The sequence below is a fragment of the Wenyingzhuangia marina genome (assembly GCF_900130035.1).
GTDB lineage: Bacteria > Bacteroidota > Bacteroidia > Flavobacteriales > Flavobacteriaceae > Wenyingzhuangia > Wenyingzhuangia marina.
On the sequence record NZ_FQXQ01000003.1, the window covers coordinates 71,910 to 89,386 of the forward strand.

At 29.5% G+C, this 17,477-nt stretch carries 12 protein-coding genes and 1 tRNA gene; 5 read left to right on the plus strand and 8 right to left on the minus strand.

Annotated features, from left to right (window positions below):
• Nucleotides 1-5: 5 nt before the first annotated feature.
• Both BUB70_RS07215 and BUB70_RS07220 read left to right on the plus strand, forming a co-directional pair.
• On the plus strand, nt 6-1,688 hold the full coding sequence (locus BUB70_RS07215) for a RagB/SusD family nutrient uptake outer membrane protein (RefSeq protein ID WP_159431420.1): 1,683 nt from the start codon (nt 6-8) through the stop codon (nt 1,686-1,688).
• 25 nt (nt 1,689-1,713) lie between these two features.
• Nucleotides 1,714-3,150 carry a DUF1735 domain-containing protein gene (locus BUB70_RS07220; protein ID WP_084730218.1) on the plus strand — a complete coding sequence of 479 codons (1,437 nt, stop codon included), beginning with the start codon at nt 1,714-1,716 and terminating at the stop codon, nt 3,148-3,150.
• A 425-nt stretch (nt 3,151-3,575) separates the two neighbouring features.
• Here the strand turns inward: BUB70_RS07220 and BUB70_RS07225 are convergent, their stop codons facing one another.
• On the minus strand, nt 3,576-7,655 hold the full coding sequence (locus BUB70_RS07225) for an FG-GAP-like repeat-containing protein (protein ID WP_073120004.1): 4,080 nt from the start codon (nt 7,653-7,655) through the stop codon (nt 3,576-3,578).
• 332 nt (nt 7,656-7,987) lie between these two features.
• On the minus strand, nt 7,988-8,932 hold the full coding sequence (locus BUB70_RS07230) for a calcium/sodium antiporter (protein ID WP_073120007.1): 945 nt from the start codon (nt 8,930-8,932) through the stop codon (nt 7,988-7,990).
• A gap of 249 nt (nt 8,933-9,181) precedes the next feature.
• Between BUB70_RS07230 and BUB70_RS07240 the strand changes: the two genes are divergently transcribed.
• A tRNA-Arg gene (locus BUB70_RS07240) sits at nt 9,182-9,255 on the plus strand.
• A 118-nt stretch (nt 9,256-9,373) separates the two neighbouring features.
• Here the strand turns inward: BUB70_RS07240 and BUB70_RS07245 are convergent.
• From BUB70_RS07245 to prmA, 3 genes are read right to left on the minus strand one after another with little or no spacing between them, the layout of a single operon-like run.
• A complete protein-coding gene (locus BUB70_RS07245; RefSeq protein ID WP_073120012.1) occupies nt 9,374-9,646 on the minus strand; it encodes a hypothetical protein in 273 nt (90 codons plus the stop codon).
• Nucleotide 9,647: 1 nt separating this feature from the next.
• Entirely contained in the window at nt 9,648-9,923 is a 276-nt protein-coding gene (locus BUB70_RS07250) for an ATP-dependent Clp protease adaptor ClpS (RefSeq protein ID WP_073120015.1), read from the minus strand.
• 20 nt (nt 9,924-9,943) lie between these two features.
• Nucleotides 9,944-10,771, minus strand: a complete 828-nt coding sequence (gene prmA, locus BUB70_RS07255) for a 50S ribosomal protein L11 methyltransferase (RefSeq protein ID WP_073120018.1) — start codon at nt 10,769-10,771, stop codon at nt 9,944-9,946.
• Between the two features lie 194 nt (nt 10,772-10,965).
• On the opposite strand from prmA, the gene BUB70_RS07260 reads away from it, so the two are divergent.
• Together BUB70_RS07260 and BUB70_RS07265 are read left to right on the plus strand one after the other, a co-directional pair.
• Nucleotides 10,966-13,035, plus strand: a complete 2,070-nt coding sequence (locus BUB70_RS07260; protein WP_073120897.1) for an AAA family ATPase — start codon at nt 10,966-10,968, stop codon at nt 13,033-13,035.
• On the plus strand, nt 13,020-15,035 hold the full coding sequence (locus tag BUB70_RS07265) for a UvrD-helicase domain-containing protein (protein WP_073120021.1): 2,016 nt from the start codon (nt 13,020-13,022) through the stop codon (nt 15,033-15,035). Before BUB70_RS07260 ends, BUB70_RS07265 begins: the two co-directional genes overlap by 16 nt.
• Before the next feature lie 80 nt (nt 15,036-15,115).
• On the opposite strand, the gene tpiA is transcribed toward BUB70_RS07265, so the two are convergent.
• Genes tpiA through BUB70_RS07280 form a run of 3 tightly spaced genes read right to left on the minus strand, consistent with a single transcriptional unit; the run spans nt 15,116 to nt 17,452 of the window.
• Nucleotides 15,116-15,874, minus strand: coding sequence for a triose-phosphate isomerase (gene tpiA / locus BUB70_RS07270; RefSeq protein ID WP_073120024.1), 759 nt, complete (start codon nt 15,872-15,874; stop codon nt 15,116-15,118).
• An 11-nt stretch (nt 15,875-15,885) separates the two neighbouring features.
• Nucleotides 15,886-16,374 (minus strand): TlpA family protein disulfide reductase, encoded by a 489-nt coding sequence (locus tag BUB70_RS07275; RefSeq protein ID WP_073120027.1) that lies wholly within the window; start codon nt 16,372-16,374, stop codon nt 15,886-15,888.
• Between the two features lie 7 nt (nt 16,375-16,381).
• The gene (locus tag BUB70_RS07280) at nt 16,382-17,452 is read right to left on the minus strand and encodes an ABC transporter permease (protein ID WP_073120031.1); all 1,071 of its coding nucleotides are present in this window, start codon (nt 17,450-17,452) and stop codon (nt 16,382-16,384) included.
• Nucleotides 17,453-17,477 lie beyond the last annotated feature (25 nt).

Consider the following 17,477-nt stretch of genomic DNA (forward strand, 5'->3'; position numbering starts at 1 on the left):
AGATTATGAAACATAAAATATTATATTATTTAATTTTAGGCTTCTTTTTTACAGCTTGTGATATTGATCCTTTGCCAATACAAGATCAAACAACAGAAGAACTTTGGAGTCATTCGACAACAGGAGAAGGTATTCTAACAAATGCTTATACCAATTTAAATACTGGTTATCCTATTTTTATGGATTACTATACAGATAATGCAGTACCATCTACACCAGGTGATAATCAACTTGCCTTAGGTTCTTGGACCGTAGAAAGTAGCCCTATTGGAAATTGGAATAATAATTATACGACAATTAAATACCTTAATTTGTTTATAGAGAATGGAACAGATTTAGTATATGGTGTTTCTGACAAACAAAGAGACTCTATTCTTAAATCAAATAGAGTAGGAGAAGCTTATTTTTTAAGAGCTTGGTATCAATCAGAATTGTTAAAAAACTATGCTGGTAAAGCAGAAGGTACTTCAGAAGTTCTTGGTTTTCCAATTGTAACAACTGTTTTGAAACAAGATGATAATTTAGACCTTCCTAGAAATACTTATGAAGAGTGTGTTGCACAAATAGCAAATGACTGTGATAAAGCAATAGAATTACTTCCTATTAAATATGATGGAGGAACTGATGTTTATACTGGAATCATTAATAGAGGTAGAGCTTCTGGTTTAGCTGCTATGGCTTTAAAGGCTAGGGTGTATTTAAGTGCTGCTAGTCCTGCATATGGAGATGCTACAAAGGCTTTATGGGAAAGAGCTGCTACAGCAGCTTATGAAGCTATTGAAGCTTCCGGAGGATTGGTTGATTTAGATAATTATAATAATTTTAATGATATTCAAAGTTTTGACAATATTTGGGTAGAACCAGAATATTCAGCAAATGGATTTGAAAGAACTTACTATCCTCCATCTCTTTTTGGAGCAGGTGTTTGTAATCCTTCTCAAAACCTTGTCAATGAATTTCCAACACTTGATGGATATCCAATAGATAATACAACTTCTATGTATGATTCAGATCAACCATATTCAAATAGAGATAATAGGTTTTATCGTTTTATTTTCTTTAATGATGATAATTACAATGGAACTACTATTGAAACTTTTGTTGGTGGTAACGATGCATCTGGAGGATTAAACCAGCAGGGGACTCGTACAGGATACTTTATGAAAAAGCTGACAAGTAAAAATGTTAACCTTGAAATAGGACAAAATACTACAGATTCTAAATTCTATGTTTATTTAGGAAAAACGGAGTTGTATCTTAATTTTGCTGAAGCTGCTAATGAAGCTTATGGTCCCAATGGTACTGAATTTTCATTTTCAGCAGCTGATGTGATGGCTAAAATAAGAATGAGAGCTGGAATAGATTCAGACCCTATAACAGCAGAAATGCAAGATCAATACATGGATGATCAAGTTTTAGCAGGTAAAGATGCTTTTAGAGATTTTATTAAAAGTAATAGAAGAATTGAATTGTGTTTTGAAGGATTTAGATTCTGGGATATTCGTAGATGGAATGAATCTTTAAACCACACCATTAGAGGGGTAGAGATAACTAGAGGTACAAATGGAGATGAATATGACTATTTTGATGTAGAGAATCATACTTTTTCAGATTATATGAGGTATGCACCAGTACCTTTTTCTCAAACTTTAATTATGAATAATCTTAAACAAAATGCGGGTTGGTAACCCTTAATTTAAAACGTAACATACTATGAAAAAAATATTAATTTTTTCAATAATCATTAGTGTTCTAACAAGTTGCTATGATGAATTTAGATTGGATAATGAGTTTTCTGCAGTTGCATTCTCAAATGTAACAGGAGGTTCAAATGAGCAAGGTGTTCTTTGGAGAACAGTTGTAAAAGATGAAGGGTTAAAGTTGAATGCAGGAGTTTATCTAGCGGGTATTTTAGATAATGAAAAAGAAAGATGGGTTGATTTTGAATTAGATCCAGCGCTTTTATCAGGTACAGATTACACGTTGTTACCTAGTGATTATTATACTTTAAGTAATAATAGTAGATTTATAATACCTTCAGGTAAATCTATTGGTACCGTTGAGGTTCTATTAGATTCTATAAAGTTTTTGAATGATCCGTTAGCAATAAAAGCAAATTATGCAATTCCTTTTAAATTAACAGAAACTTCTGAAGATAGTATTTTAAGTACTCAAAATACACAAATTCTTGTTTTAAAATATATCAACCGTCAAGAGGGTTATTATAACCAGAAAGCAAACTATGCAACTATTAATAATGCTGGAGATACTTTAAATACTGGTTCTGTTGAAAATTTGTTAATGGCAAGTACTTTAGCTTACAACAGTGTTCAGACTAATGGAACAATCAATATTGGTGATTATTATAATATGAAGTATGTTGTTAATGATAATAATGAAGTATCAGTAGAGTATGTTCCTAATTTAGATCCAATAGAGATAAGAAATGTAGCTTTAGAGTCAAAAGTAATCGCTGCTAAAGTGTCTGATTGGGAAGTTGCAGATGCTATTAAAGACGATTATCAACCGACAAGTTCTGAAGATAAAAATGGTGCTGCTTTTGGTAACTGGCCTAACCCTAATGCTTGGGATTTTGTTGAATATGAGTTTCCAAGTACATATTCAATTACTAATTCAAATGTATATTGGTGGACTGATTTAGGTGGAATACAAATCCCATATAACACGTATTTAGAATATTGGGATCTTGATTCTGAAGAATGGAAATTAATAAGTGGTAGTATTGTTGTTAATGGAGTTTCTATACCAGACGATCAATATGGACTAACAACATATGATGAAAACAATAAAGCACCAGGAACTGATGCAGATATGTATAATGAAACTTTCTTTGACCCTATTACTACAAATAAAGTTAGAATTCATTTTATTTCAATTGAATCTCAAGGTATTTTAGAATGGCAAGTATGGGGACTGCCAGCTTCATCTAGTCTTGAAACGGCTAGTTATAAAACTATTATTTCAAATGGTGTTAGTAATTATGATCCGGCTAAGAGTTCTTTTGATTTGAAATATAGAATTTATTACAAAGATCAGAATGATGTGGTTTTAGATTATTATACAGATGTTTATTCTAATATTAAGTGGAGAAATAGAATAAGAGATGGTGTTAACGAATGGAGACGTTAGTTTAGATATACGATAAAGTATAAAATTTGTTTTAGTTTTATTTAAAAAAATAACCTAAACTATTTCGTGTGTTGAAATAGCTTAGGTTATTTTTTTTGAAGTTTATTTTAAAGTTGATAGTTTCAGTTGCTATATAATTATATCAGCATTTTATTTTTAATATAACTTGTTGAGTGGGCTATTTTGTTTTTTATGAGTGAAAGAAAATTAAGTAGATTACTGACAATAGAGTACAACGTTGAATATAGTCTTTTAGGTAGTGTGAAAACAATTAATTTCTATATTACATGTTTTAATTCTATGCTATAATACAGCTTAAAACGTATTAATTCATAAAGAATAAATCTCAAATTAAAATACTATTTATAAAAAAAACAGGATCTGATGAGGATGTCATATAATTTTACATTATATATGGGGTATATTTATTCTTTAACTATTATCTTTCTTATATTTTTTTGACCATTTGAGACTTCCAATATATATATTCCACTAGAAAGAAATTGTAGATTAATTTTATAGTCAGTACGATCTGTAATTTTAGTGAGGACTTTTTCTCCTAACATATTATAAAAAGATATTTTTTTAGTACTCTTAATTCGTCCAAATTTCTCTCTAATATTTATAACTAATTCATCAGAAACAGGGTTTGGATATGCATTAAGAATCATGGAATCATCCTCAGGAAATTCTTGTTGATTGTTAAAATATTGGGTAGCAAAATTAAAAGTATTAACGCCAATTTTCTCCCCGATAATTCTACCAGGAATATCATCTATTGGTGGGTGTATACCACCCCAAATTCTAGACAGACTACATTGATCAGATGCATCTCTATAAGTAGCCCATTGCAGTTTAATATCTTGAGAAGGGCCTTCTTCAAAAACTAAAAAGTCATTCTTACGAGCTAAAAATTCACCATAACCTCCAGGAAAATAAGCATTTCCTGTTAGTAAAGTTAAGACTTCAGCAGCAGCTCTAGAATAAGTGGAATGCCCTGATACATAACCAGCAAATGGAGGGGTGACAAATGTAGGACGTTGATATGGCCACCAATTTTCAGCTAAAATCCATCCTACCCCTGCTTCATCAACCTCAGGATTATTAATATAGTCATGACCTTTCCAACTATATAATTTTATTTTTCCTAAGTTTTCATTATTAGCTCCTACCAAAGGATCATTTTCTGTAATAATTTCAATATATCTTTCATCTAAAGGAATCCCAGCAACATTATAATTTTCTAAAGAAGGATCCGAACTTTGTCCTTTTTTTGCCATGTAACGAATAGCAGAGATAGGTCTAATATAATCATACCATCCTTTAATTCCCCATGCAGATATAGCTGAATCATGCATTGCTCCACCTAAAATAAAATATGATTTGACATCCCATTCTAAATTAGACAAAACATCTCCTTTACCTTTAAATTTTTTTTCTAGTAAAGGATTATCATTTATATAATTTAAGATGGTAAACCAATGCCCAGGTGGTGTTTCTGAGTCTGGACCATCAGCCCAAAATTCTGCTAAAACTCTAGCGTAATCAGCTCTATGAACTAATTGCGTTTTGTAAGGTTGATTAGTGTATGGGTTTAGAGCATGACCTTTACCAATGTCACCTCCATCAATTTCTTTATAAAAATTTGGATATTCAGAATAAGTAGATGGAAAGTCTTTAAGATCAATATTTCCTATTGATTTTGGTGAAATATCCCATATAACACCATCTTTAGGATCTAATTGTGCTCCCCATTTAGAAACTAAAGCAAATGCCCATTTATAAGAATCACTTTCAGAGGTTGATTCAGTTGTGTTTAAATAAGGAGGAGGTCCTGGATCATCATAAACGCTATATGTATTTCCAGAACGTTGATAATTTTTCTGATCATCTTCTTTAAGAGCAAAGGGTAGTACTTTACCCCATTCTGGTCCTAAAAAACTTGGTGTAGTACCAGTTATTATATTTCCACTTTGATCTATAAAAGAGTTAAATTTTAAAGGTTGCCAACGATTAGGATTAATATTACTGATATCATCAGGAGCCAAAAGATTCAATGGCTCATTTACAGGTTCATAATAAGAGTTTTTGTATTGATTAATTTCATTAGAACCATCTGTAAAACCATAATTAATAATAATTTGTGCAATGAAATTACCTAATGCCGCACCATCTCCATCTGAATAATCAACAGATGTGATTGTTTTGTCATAACCAAGCTCATCCATTGTTGAATTGAAGACTTCTTGTGTTTTTAATTTATTTGGCGAGTTTTTAAAACGATGTGTTAGTAATCTATAGGCAGCATAACTAATGGCTTTGTGTCTTGAAATTTCTATATCTTCTGACGGAGTAAACCCATTAAATACATTGTTGAAATTGTGTACCTGTTTTCCTAAAAGATAAGTTTCTGCATTATCATCAAACACCGCCCAAGCATCATACATAGCAATACTTGTATGAAATAAATTACGTGCATGAACAGTTGGTCTTGCATAGTCTTTTCTAATACCTTCTAACAGGGCTTCATTCCAAACTCTCGCTACTGAAGGCTTATTTTTATCGATATCAGCACCATCTTCAGATAAGGAAATATTTAATTCTATTTTTTCACTATGGCATTGTCCATTATTTTCAATTAAAGATATGGTACCTTGATTTTGTGCTCCCCATTTTATTTTAATACTATTGTTTATTTCCTCAATAATTTGTCCTCCTGAAACATCCCAGTTAAGATCAGAATTGATTCCTGAAGGATAGGTGTAAATTTCTATACTATTATTTTTAGGGTTTGTGTTTCCTGATATTTCATCAGGTTCCAAATAATTACAACTTCCTGAACTAATGGTTGCATTTGGGTTGTAGTTACAAGAATAAGGGTCTGTACATCCATATATTTTTACACTAGGTTCTGATTCAAGTACTGAAAAACCGTTGTTTTCAATAGCAAGTATGGTTTTGTCTACAGGTAAATTTTTATAGATTTCTACTAGACCGGATGGCCATGATATTTTTAATTCTAATACTTTTGTTTGTTTACCTAAACCAAAATGAACAGGTTGTAAACTTTGAGAAATAAAACCTATACCGGTATAGTATCTATGTAAAATTCCATCTGAACCTTCATGCGTTTTTATGGATATGGTTGTTCCAATAGCATCTCTATTAGATACAGTACCTTGTAACTTAATTTTTAACCAATGGAGGTTGTTTTTTTCTTGTGTAAAATCTCTAATTTTGTTTTCATAAAAATATGATGGACTGTCATTGTTCGTGACAAAAAGATCTAAATCTCCATCATTATCATAATCAAAAACAGCAGCACCAACACTAATTGTTAAGGCATCTAATTTTGTCTTTTCAGAACTGTCAATAAAACCTTCTACGCCATTGTTGTCAATATATAAATTTTCAAAATAGACATTTTTTTGATTGCTAATATTTCCATATTTATAACCATTAACTACAAATAAATCTTCATCTCTGTCTAAGTCAAAATCTGAAAAATTAACATCCCAAGCCCAGCCAGTATTTTTTACACCTAAACTTTCTGCTATATCTGTATATTTAGCCTTTGCTGTTTTTTTATAAAAGGTGTTGTTAAATATTGCTGTTATATAAAAATCGAAGTTCCCATCATTATTATAGTCTCCAATAGCAACTCCCATATCATTTTTGGAGTTATCTAAGTTGTAGGCTTCAGCTTGTTCTGTAAATCCTGTTCCTTGATTATTAATAAATAATTCATTTGTTTCTGCTTGAGAATCATTGGCAACTAATAAATCTAACCATCCATCATTATTAAAATCAAATGGAAAAGCAAGAAAAGCAAACTTGTCATCTAAAATACCTTTAAATATGTTGCTAACATTTGTGAATGTACCATCACCATTATTTTTATACAAGCTATTTCCATCACAGTCTTTACTCCAATCACAGATGTATAAGTCTAGAAAACCATCTTTATTATAGTCAAACCAGGTAGCTCCTGTGCTATCACATGAATCGTATTTTTTAATTCCAGCATTCTCTGTTACATCTATAAAAGTACCATTACCTTTATTATGAAAAAGTAGGTTTTTATTAGAGTTTGTAAAAAAGATATCTGGATATCCATCATTGTCATAATCTCCCCAAAAAGCACCATGTTTATCACCTTTTATACTACTCTCAAATGATTTAGTATTTTCGCTTTTAAGTAATAAATTAATAATACCAGATGATTCTGTTACATCGGTAAAGGTACCATCGTTATTGTTTCTAAATAATTTACTATGGCTAATTTCTACTCCGTCCTTATCTTTTGCCTTGGCAACAACAAAAATATCCAAATCATTATCCTTATCATAATCTGCAACAGAAACACCATTATTTTCTTCTAATGTACTTAAGCCAGATTCTATTTCTATTCTTTCAAAAGTTTGTGCTTTTAAGGAAAATCTAGAGATTAAAATGCCATATATTAAAATTATAAAGTAACATTTTAGAAATTTTTTGTTAAGCATTTATTTAGTATATCTTTTGATAATATTAATTTATTTTAAACCCATAACATAATGTATGAAAAAACTAAAAGTATTGTATAGCAAAAATACTATAATGGTCTGGTTTTGAATAAGTGTGATTATGTTAAAAGTAATACTATATTATCTTTTTTGCTTATATTTTAAATATAAGCATTATAGTACTAATAATTATTTCTAATTATTATAGAAGTAAATTTTATATCTAAATTAAAATGATTAATACTACCAATTCAGATAAGTTTGGTACTTAGGTTTCAATTGTTTTTCTTGTGCTAAGAAAGCGACTAGATAAATTCTTGGAAAAATTATAATTACACAAAAACAGTAAAGTAAATAAAGGCAGTATATACAGATAGTAAAACAATTCCTTCTTTAAGCCCAAATTTTAATTTGGTGGGAATAAAACACAATGGAAAAACCAATAAAGCTACTGCAAGCATCCAGTATATATCGTTGGTTACAATATTCAAATCCCCCACTTTTATAGGGGTAATCATAGAAGTAATTCCTAATACAGCCAAAATATTAAAAATATTAGATCCTATTAAGTTTCCTAAAGAAATGGCTTTTTCTTTTTTAATGATGGCAATAATAGAAGCGGCAAGTTCTGGAATACTGGTTCCTATAGACACAATGGTTACGCCAATAATACGTTCACTAATTCCTATGGCTTCAGCAAAACCAACAGCTCCTTTTATTAATAATTCCGAACCACCCCATAATCCAAGACCACCAATGAATAATAAAAACAAGGTTTTTGTTAATGGAGTTTCATCGCTTTGTATGTTTAACTCCTCATCGGTAATGGTTTTTTTGCTTTGTAAGCGAAGTAAGTAATATAGAAATGCAACAAGCAACACAAATAAGATAACTCCTTCAGTTCTATCTAAAACCAAATCATAACTAATAAATAAGTAAAGTAGCACAGAAGAAACCATCATCATAGGCCAGTCAATGGTGTAAAAAGATTTTCCTACATCAATGGTTCCTAAACATACTGTAACTCCTAAAACCAATGCTAAATTAGCTATGTTAGATCCGATTACATTCCCTAGTGCTAAATCAGGAAACCCATCTAAAGCCGATTTAATACTTACAATAAGTTCAGGTGCAGAGGTTGCAAATGAAACCACTGTCATTCCTATAACTATCTTAGAAATATTTAATTTTAAGGAGATGTTTACAGAAGCTTTTAAAAGCCAGTCACCACCAAAAATTAATAGCACCAAACCGATAACAATGTAAAGTATGTTCATTTTTTATTAATTTAGTGCGAATATACTTTTAATTTGTATGCTATGAAAAAAACAATCTTTAGATCTTTAGCTAAATGCAACAAGTTATTATTGCCTTCATATGGACGTAAACAATTGGATATTAGCAGGGCATCTAAATTGCAATTAATGTTAATAGGATGGAGGTGCTATGTTACTAAAAATTCTCTATAAAAAGTTTATATTTATTTTGCGACATTGTAATAAAGCTCTATATTTGCATCCGCAATCGGCTCCGTAGCATAACTGAATAGTGCACTTGATTACGGCTCAAGAGGTTGGAGGTTTGAATCCTCCCGGAGTCACAACAAAAACTCATTATATTAATTTATGATGAGTTTTTTTATGTGCTATATAGTTAGAGATGTTTAAGAGTATATTTTCTAAAATAAAAAAGGAAGCTATTTATAGCTTCCTTTTTTATTAATTATAATCTAAATATTGTTGTACCACTTTTCGATGATCGTTGTCATCTAGTTTAAAATCTTCAATCAAGGTATTTAATCCGTTAGGTTTTTGTTTTCCAATATTTTCTTTGGCATCGTAGCTTGTAAAATGAATATTATAAACATTCTCTTTTTTTTCTAACACAAGATATAAATCGTCTTTAATCCATGAATAGGCTATGGTATCAAAAAATGAAGAAAGGTCTTTGCTAAATTCTGAAAAATTGTAGTAATCTAAAAATTGTTCCATATTAATGTATTTCAGCAGATAAGCCTAATTCTAACAATTTAGAACATTTAGGTTTTAATTCTTCGTAACTTCCTGTTTTAACAGCACATTTTCCTTTGTAATGAACCAACATAGTGCATTGTTCAGCCTGAATTGGATCGTGTTCACAAACATCTATCAAGGCATCAATCACAAAATCAAATGAGTTTACATCATCGTTATACAAAACAATTTCATATTCCTTGATTAATTGTTCAAGGACATCTATACTTTCTAAGGTTTTTTCTATTGTGTTCATAATCAGTGCAAAATTAAGAATTATTTATCTAATTGTAAACCAACCCAGTTGTTTTTAGTATAAGTTTTTTGAATAGTTAATCCTAAGTCTTTGGTTCTTTCTTCAAGAAAAGGAATGTCTTGTGTGTAAAACCCACTTAGCAGCAATTTACCTCCGTTGTTTAAACACTTATTATAAGTTTCCATATCATTCAACAAAATGTTTCTGTTGATGTTGGCAATAATCACATCGTATTTTTGATCCACCAACATAGAGGCATCTCCTTGGTAGGCACTAATATGTTTACAGTTGTTTTTCTCAACATTTTCTTCAGTATTGATAAAACACCATTCATCAATATCAATAGCATCAATAGGATGCGCTCCTTTCATTTCAGCAAAAATGGCTAAAATTCCAGTTCCAGTTCCCATGTCTAAAACACTCTTATTTGTTAGATCTAATTCTAACAAATGTTTAATCATTAAATGAGTAGTTTCATGATGACCGGTACCAAAACTCATTTTAGGTTCTATCACAATTTCATACTCCATTCCTGTTTTTTCGTGAAAAGGAGCAATTACACTTACTTTGTTATCAACATGAATAGGTTCAAAATTCTTTTCCCATTCCAAATTCCAGTTTACTTGTTCAATTTCTTGATAAGTATAGGAAATGTCAAACTCTTCAGATTGTAATGCAAAAACATCATCTAAAATATCTTCATTCCAATCTTGTGTTTGTATATAAGCTTCTAACCCTGTGTTTGTTTCTTCAAAACTTTCAAAACCTAATTCACCCAATTCTGCAATTAAAATTTCAGTAGCGGGTTGTAGTGGTGTAATAGTAAAAGTGTAACCTGTGTAATTCATTTTTATGTGATATTTCTGGGTACAAAAATAGCTAAAAGCAAAAGCTTTTAGCTATTAAAGAATATATTTTGTTGTTTTCTTAGATGGCTTTCACCACAGCAGCAAAATAAACAGTAAATAAATTAATAAAGAACTATATTGTATAACAAAAAAGTATCTGATAGTTTATTCTATTAGACTTAAATAAGATGTCTATGAAAATTAATAAAATCAAAATTGAAAACTTTAGACTTTTAAAACAGTTTTCAATTGATTTAGAGGATAAGCTTTCTTTAGTAATTGGTAAAAATAATACAGGTAAAACATCTTTGTTATCTGTTATTGAAAAATTTTTAACTGAAAAAAGTAAATTTTCTATAAACGACTTTAATCTAGATGAACAGAAGAGGTTAAAGGATTTAGAGCAAAATAATTCTATTGAGATCCCCGAAGATTTTATCTTTAGAATTAAACTTCAATTTGAAATCCTGTATGATGATTTAGATAGTTTAAAAAATTTATCAGCACTAATTCTTAATCTAGAATCAGAAAATGTTGTGGTATTAGGGTTTGAGTATATTTTAAATCCTTTACAGTTTAAATACCTAAAAGCAGATTTTGAAATTTATAAAAAAGAAAATTCTAAAAAGAATATTATAGCTTTTCTTAATCTACCAAAAAGCATCAAATATTTTAAAATAGAAGTTAGAGCTCATGAATACTTAAATGAAAATGAATTAGGTAAGTCTAAAATAATAACGGATAAAAAACTAATATCCAGAATACTTAATATTCAAAGTATTAAAGCGAAAAGAGAAGTTAATAATTCTGATTCAAATAAGACAGATAAAACGCTTTCTAAGTTATCATCAGATTATTATGAAAGTCTAGAAAATACATTTGAAGAGGAAGATGTTATAAAAGAATTAAATAAAAAGTTAGAGCATACAGATGAAGAGCTTGATAAAGTATATCCAACGGTTTTTAAGGAAGTTATAGATAAAGTTCAGCTTTTTGGCGGAATGAATGAAGGAGAATCTTTAATAAAGGTTGTTTCGAGCTTACAAGGAAAAAATATATTAAAAGAGAATACATCTGTTGTGTATGAATATGCTAAAACGTTTCTTCCAGAAGATTATAATGGTTTGGGCTATTTAAATCTTTTTTCTATAATTTTTGATTTGGAAATTCGATTTAGAGAGTTTCGTAAAGAACGAGAACTTAAAGATGACCAAATACCTGCTGATATAAATATTCTATTTATAGAAGAACCAGAAGCACATACGCACCCACAAATGCAGCATGTATTTATAAAAAAAATAACAGAGATTTTAGATAAAGAAAAACGGGGATTAGATATTAATGGTAATCTGGATGGTAAAAAGACTAAATTCAATTTACAGAGTATTGTAACTACGCATTCTTCACATATCGTAGCTGAAAGTGATTTTGATGATATAAAGTATTTCCACAAGAAAAGTAATAAAGTTGATTCTAAAAACCTAAAAGATTTACAGGCTAATTATGATATTAATACAAGTCAATATCAATTTTTAAAACAATATTTAACTTTAAATAGGGCTGAATTGTTTTTTGCAGATAAAGCTATCTTGATAGAAGGTGATACGGAGCGGATTTTACTACCAGCAATGATGAGTAAGTTAGATATAGAGAATCAATTTGATTTACCATTATTGTCTCAGAATATTTCAATTATAGAAGTCGGAGCTTATGCTCATATATTTGAAGAATTTATTGCTTTTATAGGTGTTAAGTTTCTTTTAATTACTGATATTGATACATTTAAGTTGGTACTTACTGGTGAGAAAAACAAAGATGGTAAAGATAAAACTAAAGAGGAACCTTGTTCTCCTGTTGATGTAGATGTTGCAGGAATAAGTAATGCCTCATTAAACCATTTTACAAAAAAAGATTTTAAAGAATTAATTAGTTCTACCAAAAATATTATAATAAAAGAGAATAATTTATGTGTTGCTTTTCAGCATAAAGAAGAAGACTATCATGCAAGGAGTTTTGAGGATTCTTTTATTCATGTTAATGAGAAATTTCTCAAAAAGAATAAAGATAATTGCAAAGGATTAAAAAATAAAAAAGATTTTGATTTAGTAGGAGAAGATAAAAAAATAGCATATGAACTTGCTGAAAAATGTATTATTAAGAAAACTCATTTTGCTTTGGATATTGTTTATCACAGTGATAATAAATATAGTAATTGGAATATTCCATCATATATAAAAGAAGGATTACTATGGCTTCAGAAGTAGACAAGATTATAGAAACGATGGAAGAAGGAAACCACTTTTTACTATGTGGTGGTGCTGGTAGTGGAAAAACGCATACTTTAATAGAGCTTATTCAACGAATAAATGAGGAGAATCCAAAAGCAAAAATAGCATGTATAACATACACAAATGTTGCTGCCGATGAAATTTCTGAAAGAGCAAATTCATTTTCTTTAAAAGCAAGTACAATTCATGATTTTCTTTGGGATAATATAAAAGCTTTTCAAGCAAATTTAAGAAAAGGAATTATTGAGTTAAATACTAACATAGCAGAAGAGGACTTATTAGACGATGTTGAAATTCAATATAGAGAATATGTTAGCTTAAAAAAAGGTGTTATTTCACATAGTGATGTTATAAAGTTAACAAAATACATTTTTGAGAAACACCCATTATTATCAAAAATAATAAGTGATAAATTTGATTATATTTTTGTAGATGAATATCAGGATACTTCTCAAGAAGTGATAGATATTTTATTTAAGCATCTTAATTCAAAATTTTTTGATTTAAGAATAGGCCTTTTTGGAGATAGTATGCAGTCAATTTATGATGGAGTTGGAGAAATAGAAACCGATACTATAACTAATGAAGATTCTAAAAGAAATCTTATAGAAATTACAAAGGTATTAAATAGAAGAAATCCTCAGTCTATAATTGATTTAGCTAATAAATTAAGAAATGATGAGTTAAAACAAAAACCTTCAATATATAAAAGAGCTCCTAATGTTAATGAGGATGGAACAATAAAAAAAGGGGAGCTTACTTTTCTTTATTCATCATCAACACTTAAAAATATTGATGATGTTAAAAAAAGTAAATATTGTTCTAACTGGGATTATAAAAATTATGATGATAAAGGAAAACCTTTTTCTAAAATTCTTTTAATAAAAAATGGATTAATAGCTGAAAAAGCAGGGTTTAATTCTCTCTTTGAAGTTTATACAAAAGATAAAATAGTAGGAGCAGGTTATATAAAACGTATTAAAGACTTTTTAAAAGAATCTAAAAAAGATTACGATATAGAATCTATTACATTTTTAAAACTTTTAGATAAGCTAACTAAAGAATTCAATAAAGAGTTAAACTTTAATAAAGCTATCGATTTAATTAAAGACGAGGAACTAAATTATTGTACAATTCAAAAAGCTATTAATTCGGTAAAAAAGTTATATCCAGGAATTGAAAAAATTCTTCCAACAGGTTCTATGTACACTTACATTATTGCTAATAAAGATTTATTTAATATTGCTCTTTCAATGCAGTTTAGTGATTTACTAAATATACATTTAAATAAAGATAAACTTGTAGGGAAAAAGAAAAGTAAAAATTCAGACTCTAATATTAGAAATGATGAGAAAGATATTTTGATTAAATATCTATTCAAAATTCAAGAAATTATAACTTTCTATGAGAATAGAAACATTAATGAATTATTAAAAAAAGTTGATTATAAAATTGAATTAGGAAAGCATAAGTCTACTTTAAAAGATAAAATGGAGATGTTATGCTCTATGACTAATCTAAAAATCAAAGATGTTATAAATTTTGCTGATTCATCGGGACTTTTAAAAATAGATTCAAAAGTTTCTGAATTTATGAGTTCAAAAGCTTACTTGATAGAAAGAATTAATAATGTCAATTTTTCTGAGATTACTAATCTTTATAATTATATTGAAGGATTGACTCCTTATTCTACTCAACATGGGGTTAAAGGAGATGAATTTGATAATGTATTAGTAGTTGTAAATAAAGATAAAACTCCGCAGATATCTGTTTGTTATGAATCTCTTTTTGAAAATAAAATAGTTGAAGATAAATATTTTAATAGAACTTTAAATTTGTTTTATGTTGCTTGTACTAGAGCTAAAGAAAGCTTAGTAGTATTTTATGAAGGAGAATGTTCAACTAAAGTTTTAAGTAAAGCTAAGGAATGGTTTGGTGATGAAAATGTTATTGATTTAGATAATGGATTAATTTAATAATGAGCTAGCTATTAAAAAACAAAACCCCGCTAAAAGCAAATGCTCTCAGCGGGGTTTTATATATTATTGTTTTCTTCTTAGATTGCCTTGATCACAGCAGCAAAATCAGCAGCTACCAAGGAAGCTCCACCAATTAAACCACCATCAACATCTGGCTTAGAGAAAATTTCTTCAGCGTTAGATGGTTTACAAGAACCTCCATATAGAATAGATACGTTTTCAGCAACTTCAGCTCCATATTTATCAGCAACAAATCCACGGATAAAAGCATGCATTTCTTGTGCTTGCTCTGCAGAAGCAGTTAATCCTGTTCCAATTGCCCAAACTGGTTCGTAAGCCAATACAATGTTGGACCATGCAGCAGCATCTAAATGAAATAAAGCTCCAGAAATTTGTTCTGCAACTACTTTTTCTTGAATGTTAGCTTCTCTTTCTTCTTTAACTTCACCAAAACAGTAAATTACTTCTAAACCGTTTGCCAAAGCAGCATCAGTCTTTTTAGCTAATAATGCTTCGTCTTCACCAAAGTATTCTCTTCTTTCAGAGTGTCCTAAGATTACAGATTTAATTCCAACGCTAGTTAACATATCTGCAGAAATTTCTCCTGTATATGCTCCGCTAGCCTCTTGGTGCATGTTTTGAGCAGCAACTTCTACAGCAGAACCTTCAGTAGCTGCTAATACAGTAGTTAAGTTTACAAATGTAGGTGAAACAATAACTCTTGTGTTGTCTAAAGAAACACCATTTAATTCGCTTACTAATCCTTCTGCTAAAGCTTTAGACTCGGCAACGTTTTTGTTCATTTTCCAGTTACCTGCTACAATTTTACTTCTCATTTTATATAAATTTAGTTTTCTAATACGTTTGTTATTCTAGAATCATCTGCCTCAATAGCTCTGTAAATAAGGACTTTTCCAGTTTCATCAATTACAATGTATCTTGGAATCCAATCAAGGTCTATGTTTTTAGCAAAAATACTCTTCCATCCGCCTTCTACATAGTAATGATCTCCTTTTATACTAAAACGATTGATACCCTTTTTCCAATCGGTTTGATTCTTGTCCAAAGATATAAATACATAGTTAGCATTTGGGTGTTTTTCTTGAAGTTTTTTAAGTTTTGGAAGTCCTTTGATACAGTCGCTACACCAAGATGCCCAAACTTCTATAACCGTAATTTTTCCTTGTTGGTTATCTATTAATTGTTGAAAAGTAAGATCATCACCAGACAATGAAACCATTGGAGCAGCTAATACTTCTTTACTAAATGCTGTTTTTTCTTGTGCTTTACAGGCAAAGAATAAAAAGCTAACTAAAATTAAGGTAATTTTTTTCATGATATTTTTATTTTAATTCAACACTTGGGTCTAAAATGCTGTAAGAAATATCTACCAAAATATTTAGGAGGATAAAAAATGCAGCAATGGTTAATATACTTCCTGAGATTACAGGTAAGTCGGAAGAATTTAGAGCGTTTACAATTTCTTTTCCTAAACCGTTCCAGTTAAAAATATATTCTACAAAAACCGCACCAGCTAATAAAGAAGCAAACCAACCTGATAGAGTTGTAATAACAGGATTTAAAGCGTTTTTTAAAGCGTGCTTTTTGATAATAACATACGTAGACAATCCTTTTGATTTTGCAGTTCTAATATAATCTTTACTTAAAATATCCAATAAACTATTTCTAGTCAACTGAACAATGACTGCTAAGGGTCTTATTCCTAAAACAATACTTGGTAAAATGGCATTTTTCCAAACAATTTTGGTTCCTTCACCAAAGTCATCAACTTCCACAATATTACCTGTCATCCCTAAACCAGTGTATTTGTGTAATACAAATCCGAACAACCAAGCAAATAAAATGGCAGAGAAAAAAGAAGGTAAACTCATTCCCAAAGTACTAATGACCATAATACATTTGTCTAAAAAAGTATTGACTTGCAATGCAGATACAATACCTAATAACAAACCAATTATAAAAGCAATACTAATGGCTGTTACCGCTAATAATAAAGTGTTTGGTAATGTTTCCACTAAAATGCTACTCACTTCTTTATCATTTTTTTGAAAAGAATTTCTAAGATTTGGAAACTTTAAAACTCCCACAAAATCATTGGTACTTAAGAAGGTAATTCTAGATTTATTCTTAGGTAAAAAAGAATAATCATTTTGATGAGTACTGTGGAAAGATATAGGAGACAAATCATTTAAATAATTAAAGTACTGTGTGTGTAAAGGTAAATTTAAACCGTACTTAATTTTAATGTTTTCTAATTGTTCCTGATCTTCTCTTTGATCTAATAACATTCTAGAAGGATCTCCCAATAAATTGAACAAAAAGAAAAGTAGCGTGGCCACTCCAAATAAGCTGATGAATCCTTTAAAGATGTTTTTAATTAAAAATGAAATCAATGTAATATTGTTTTAATTTCAAAGA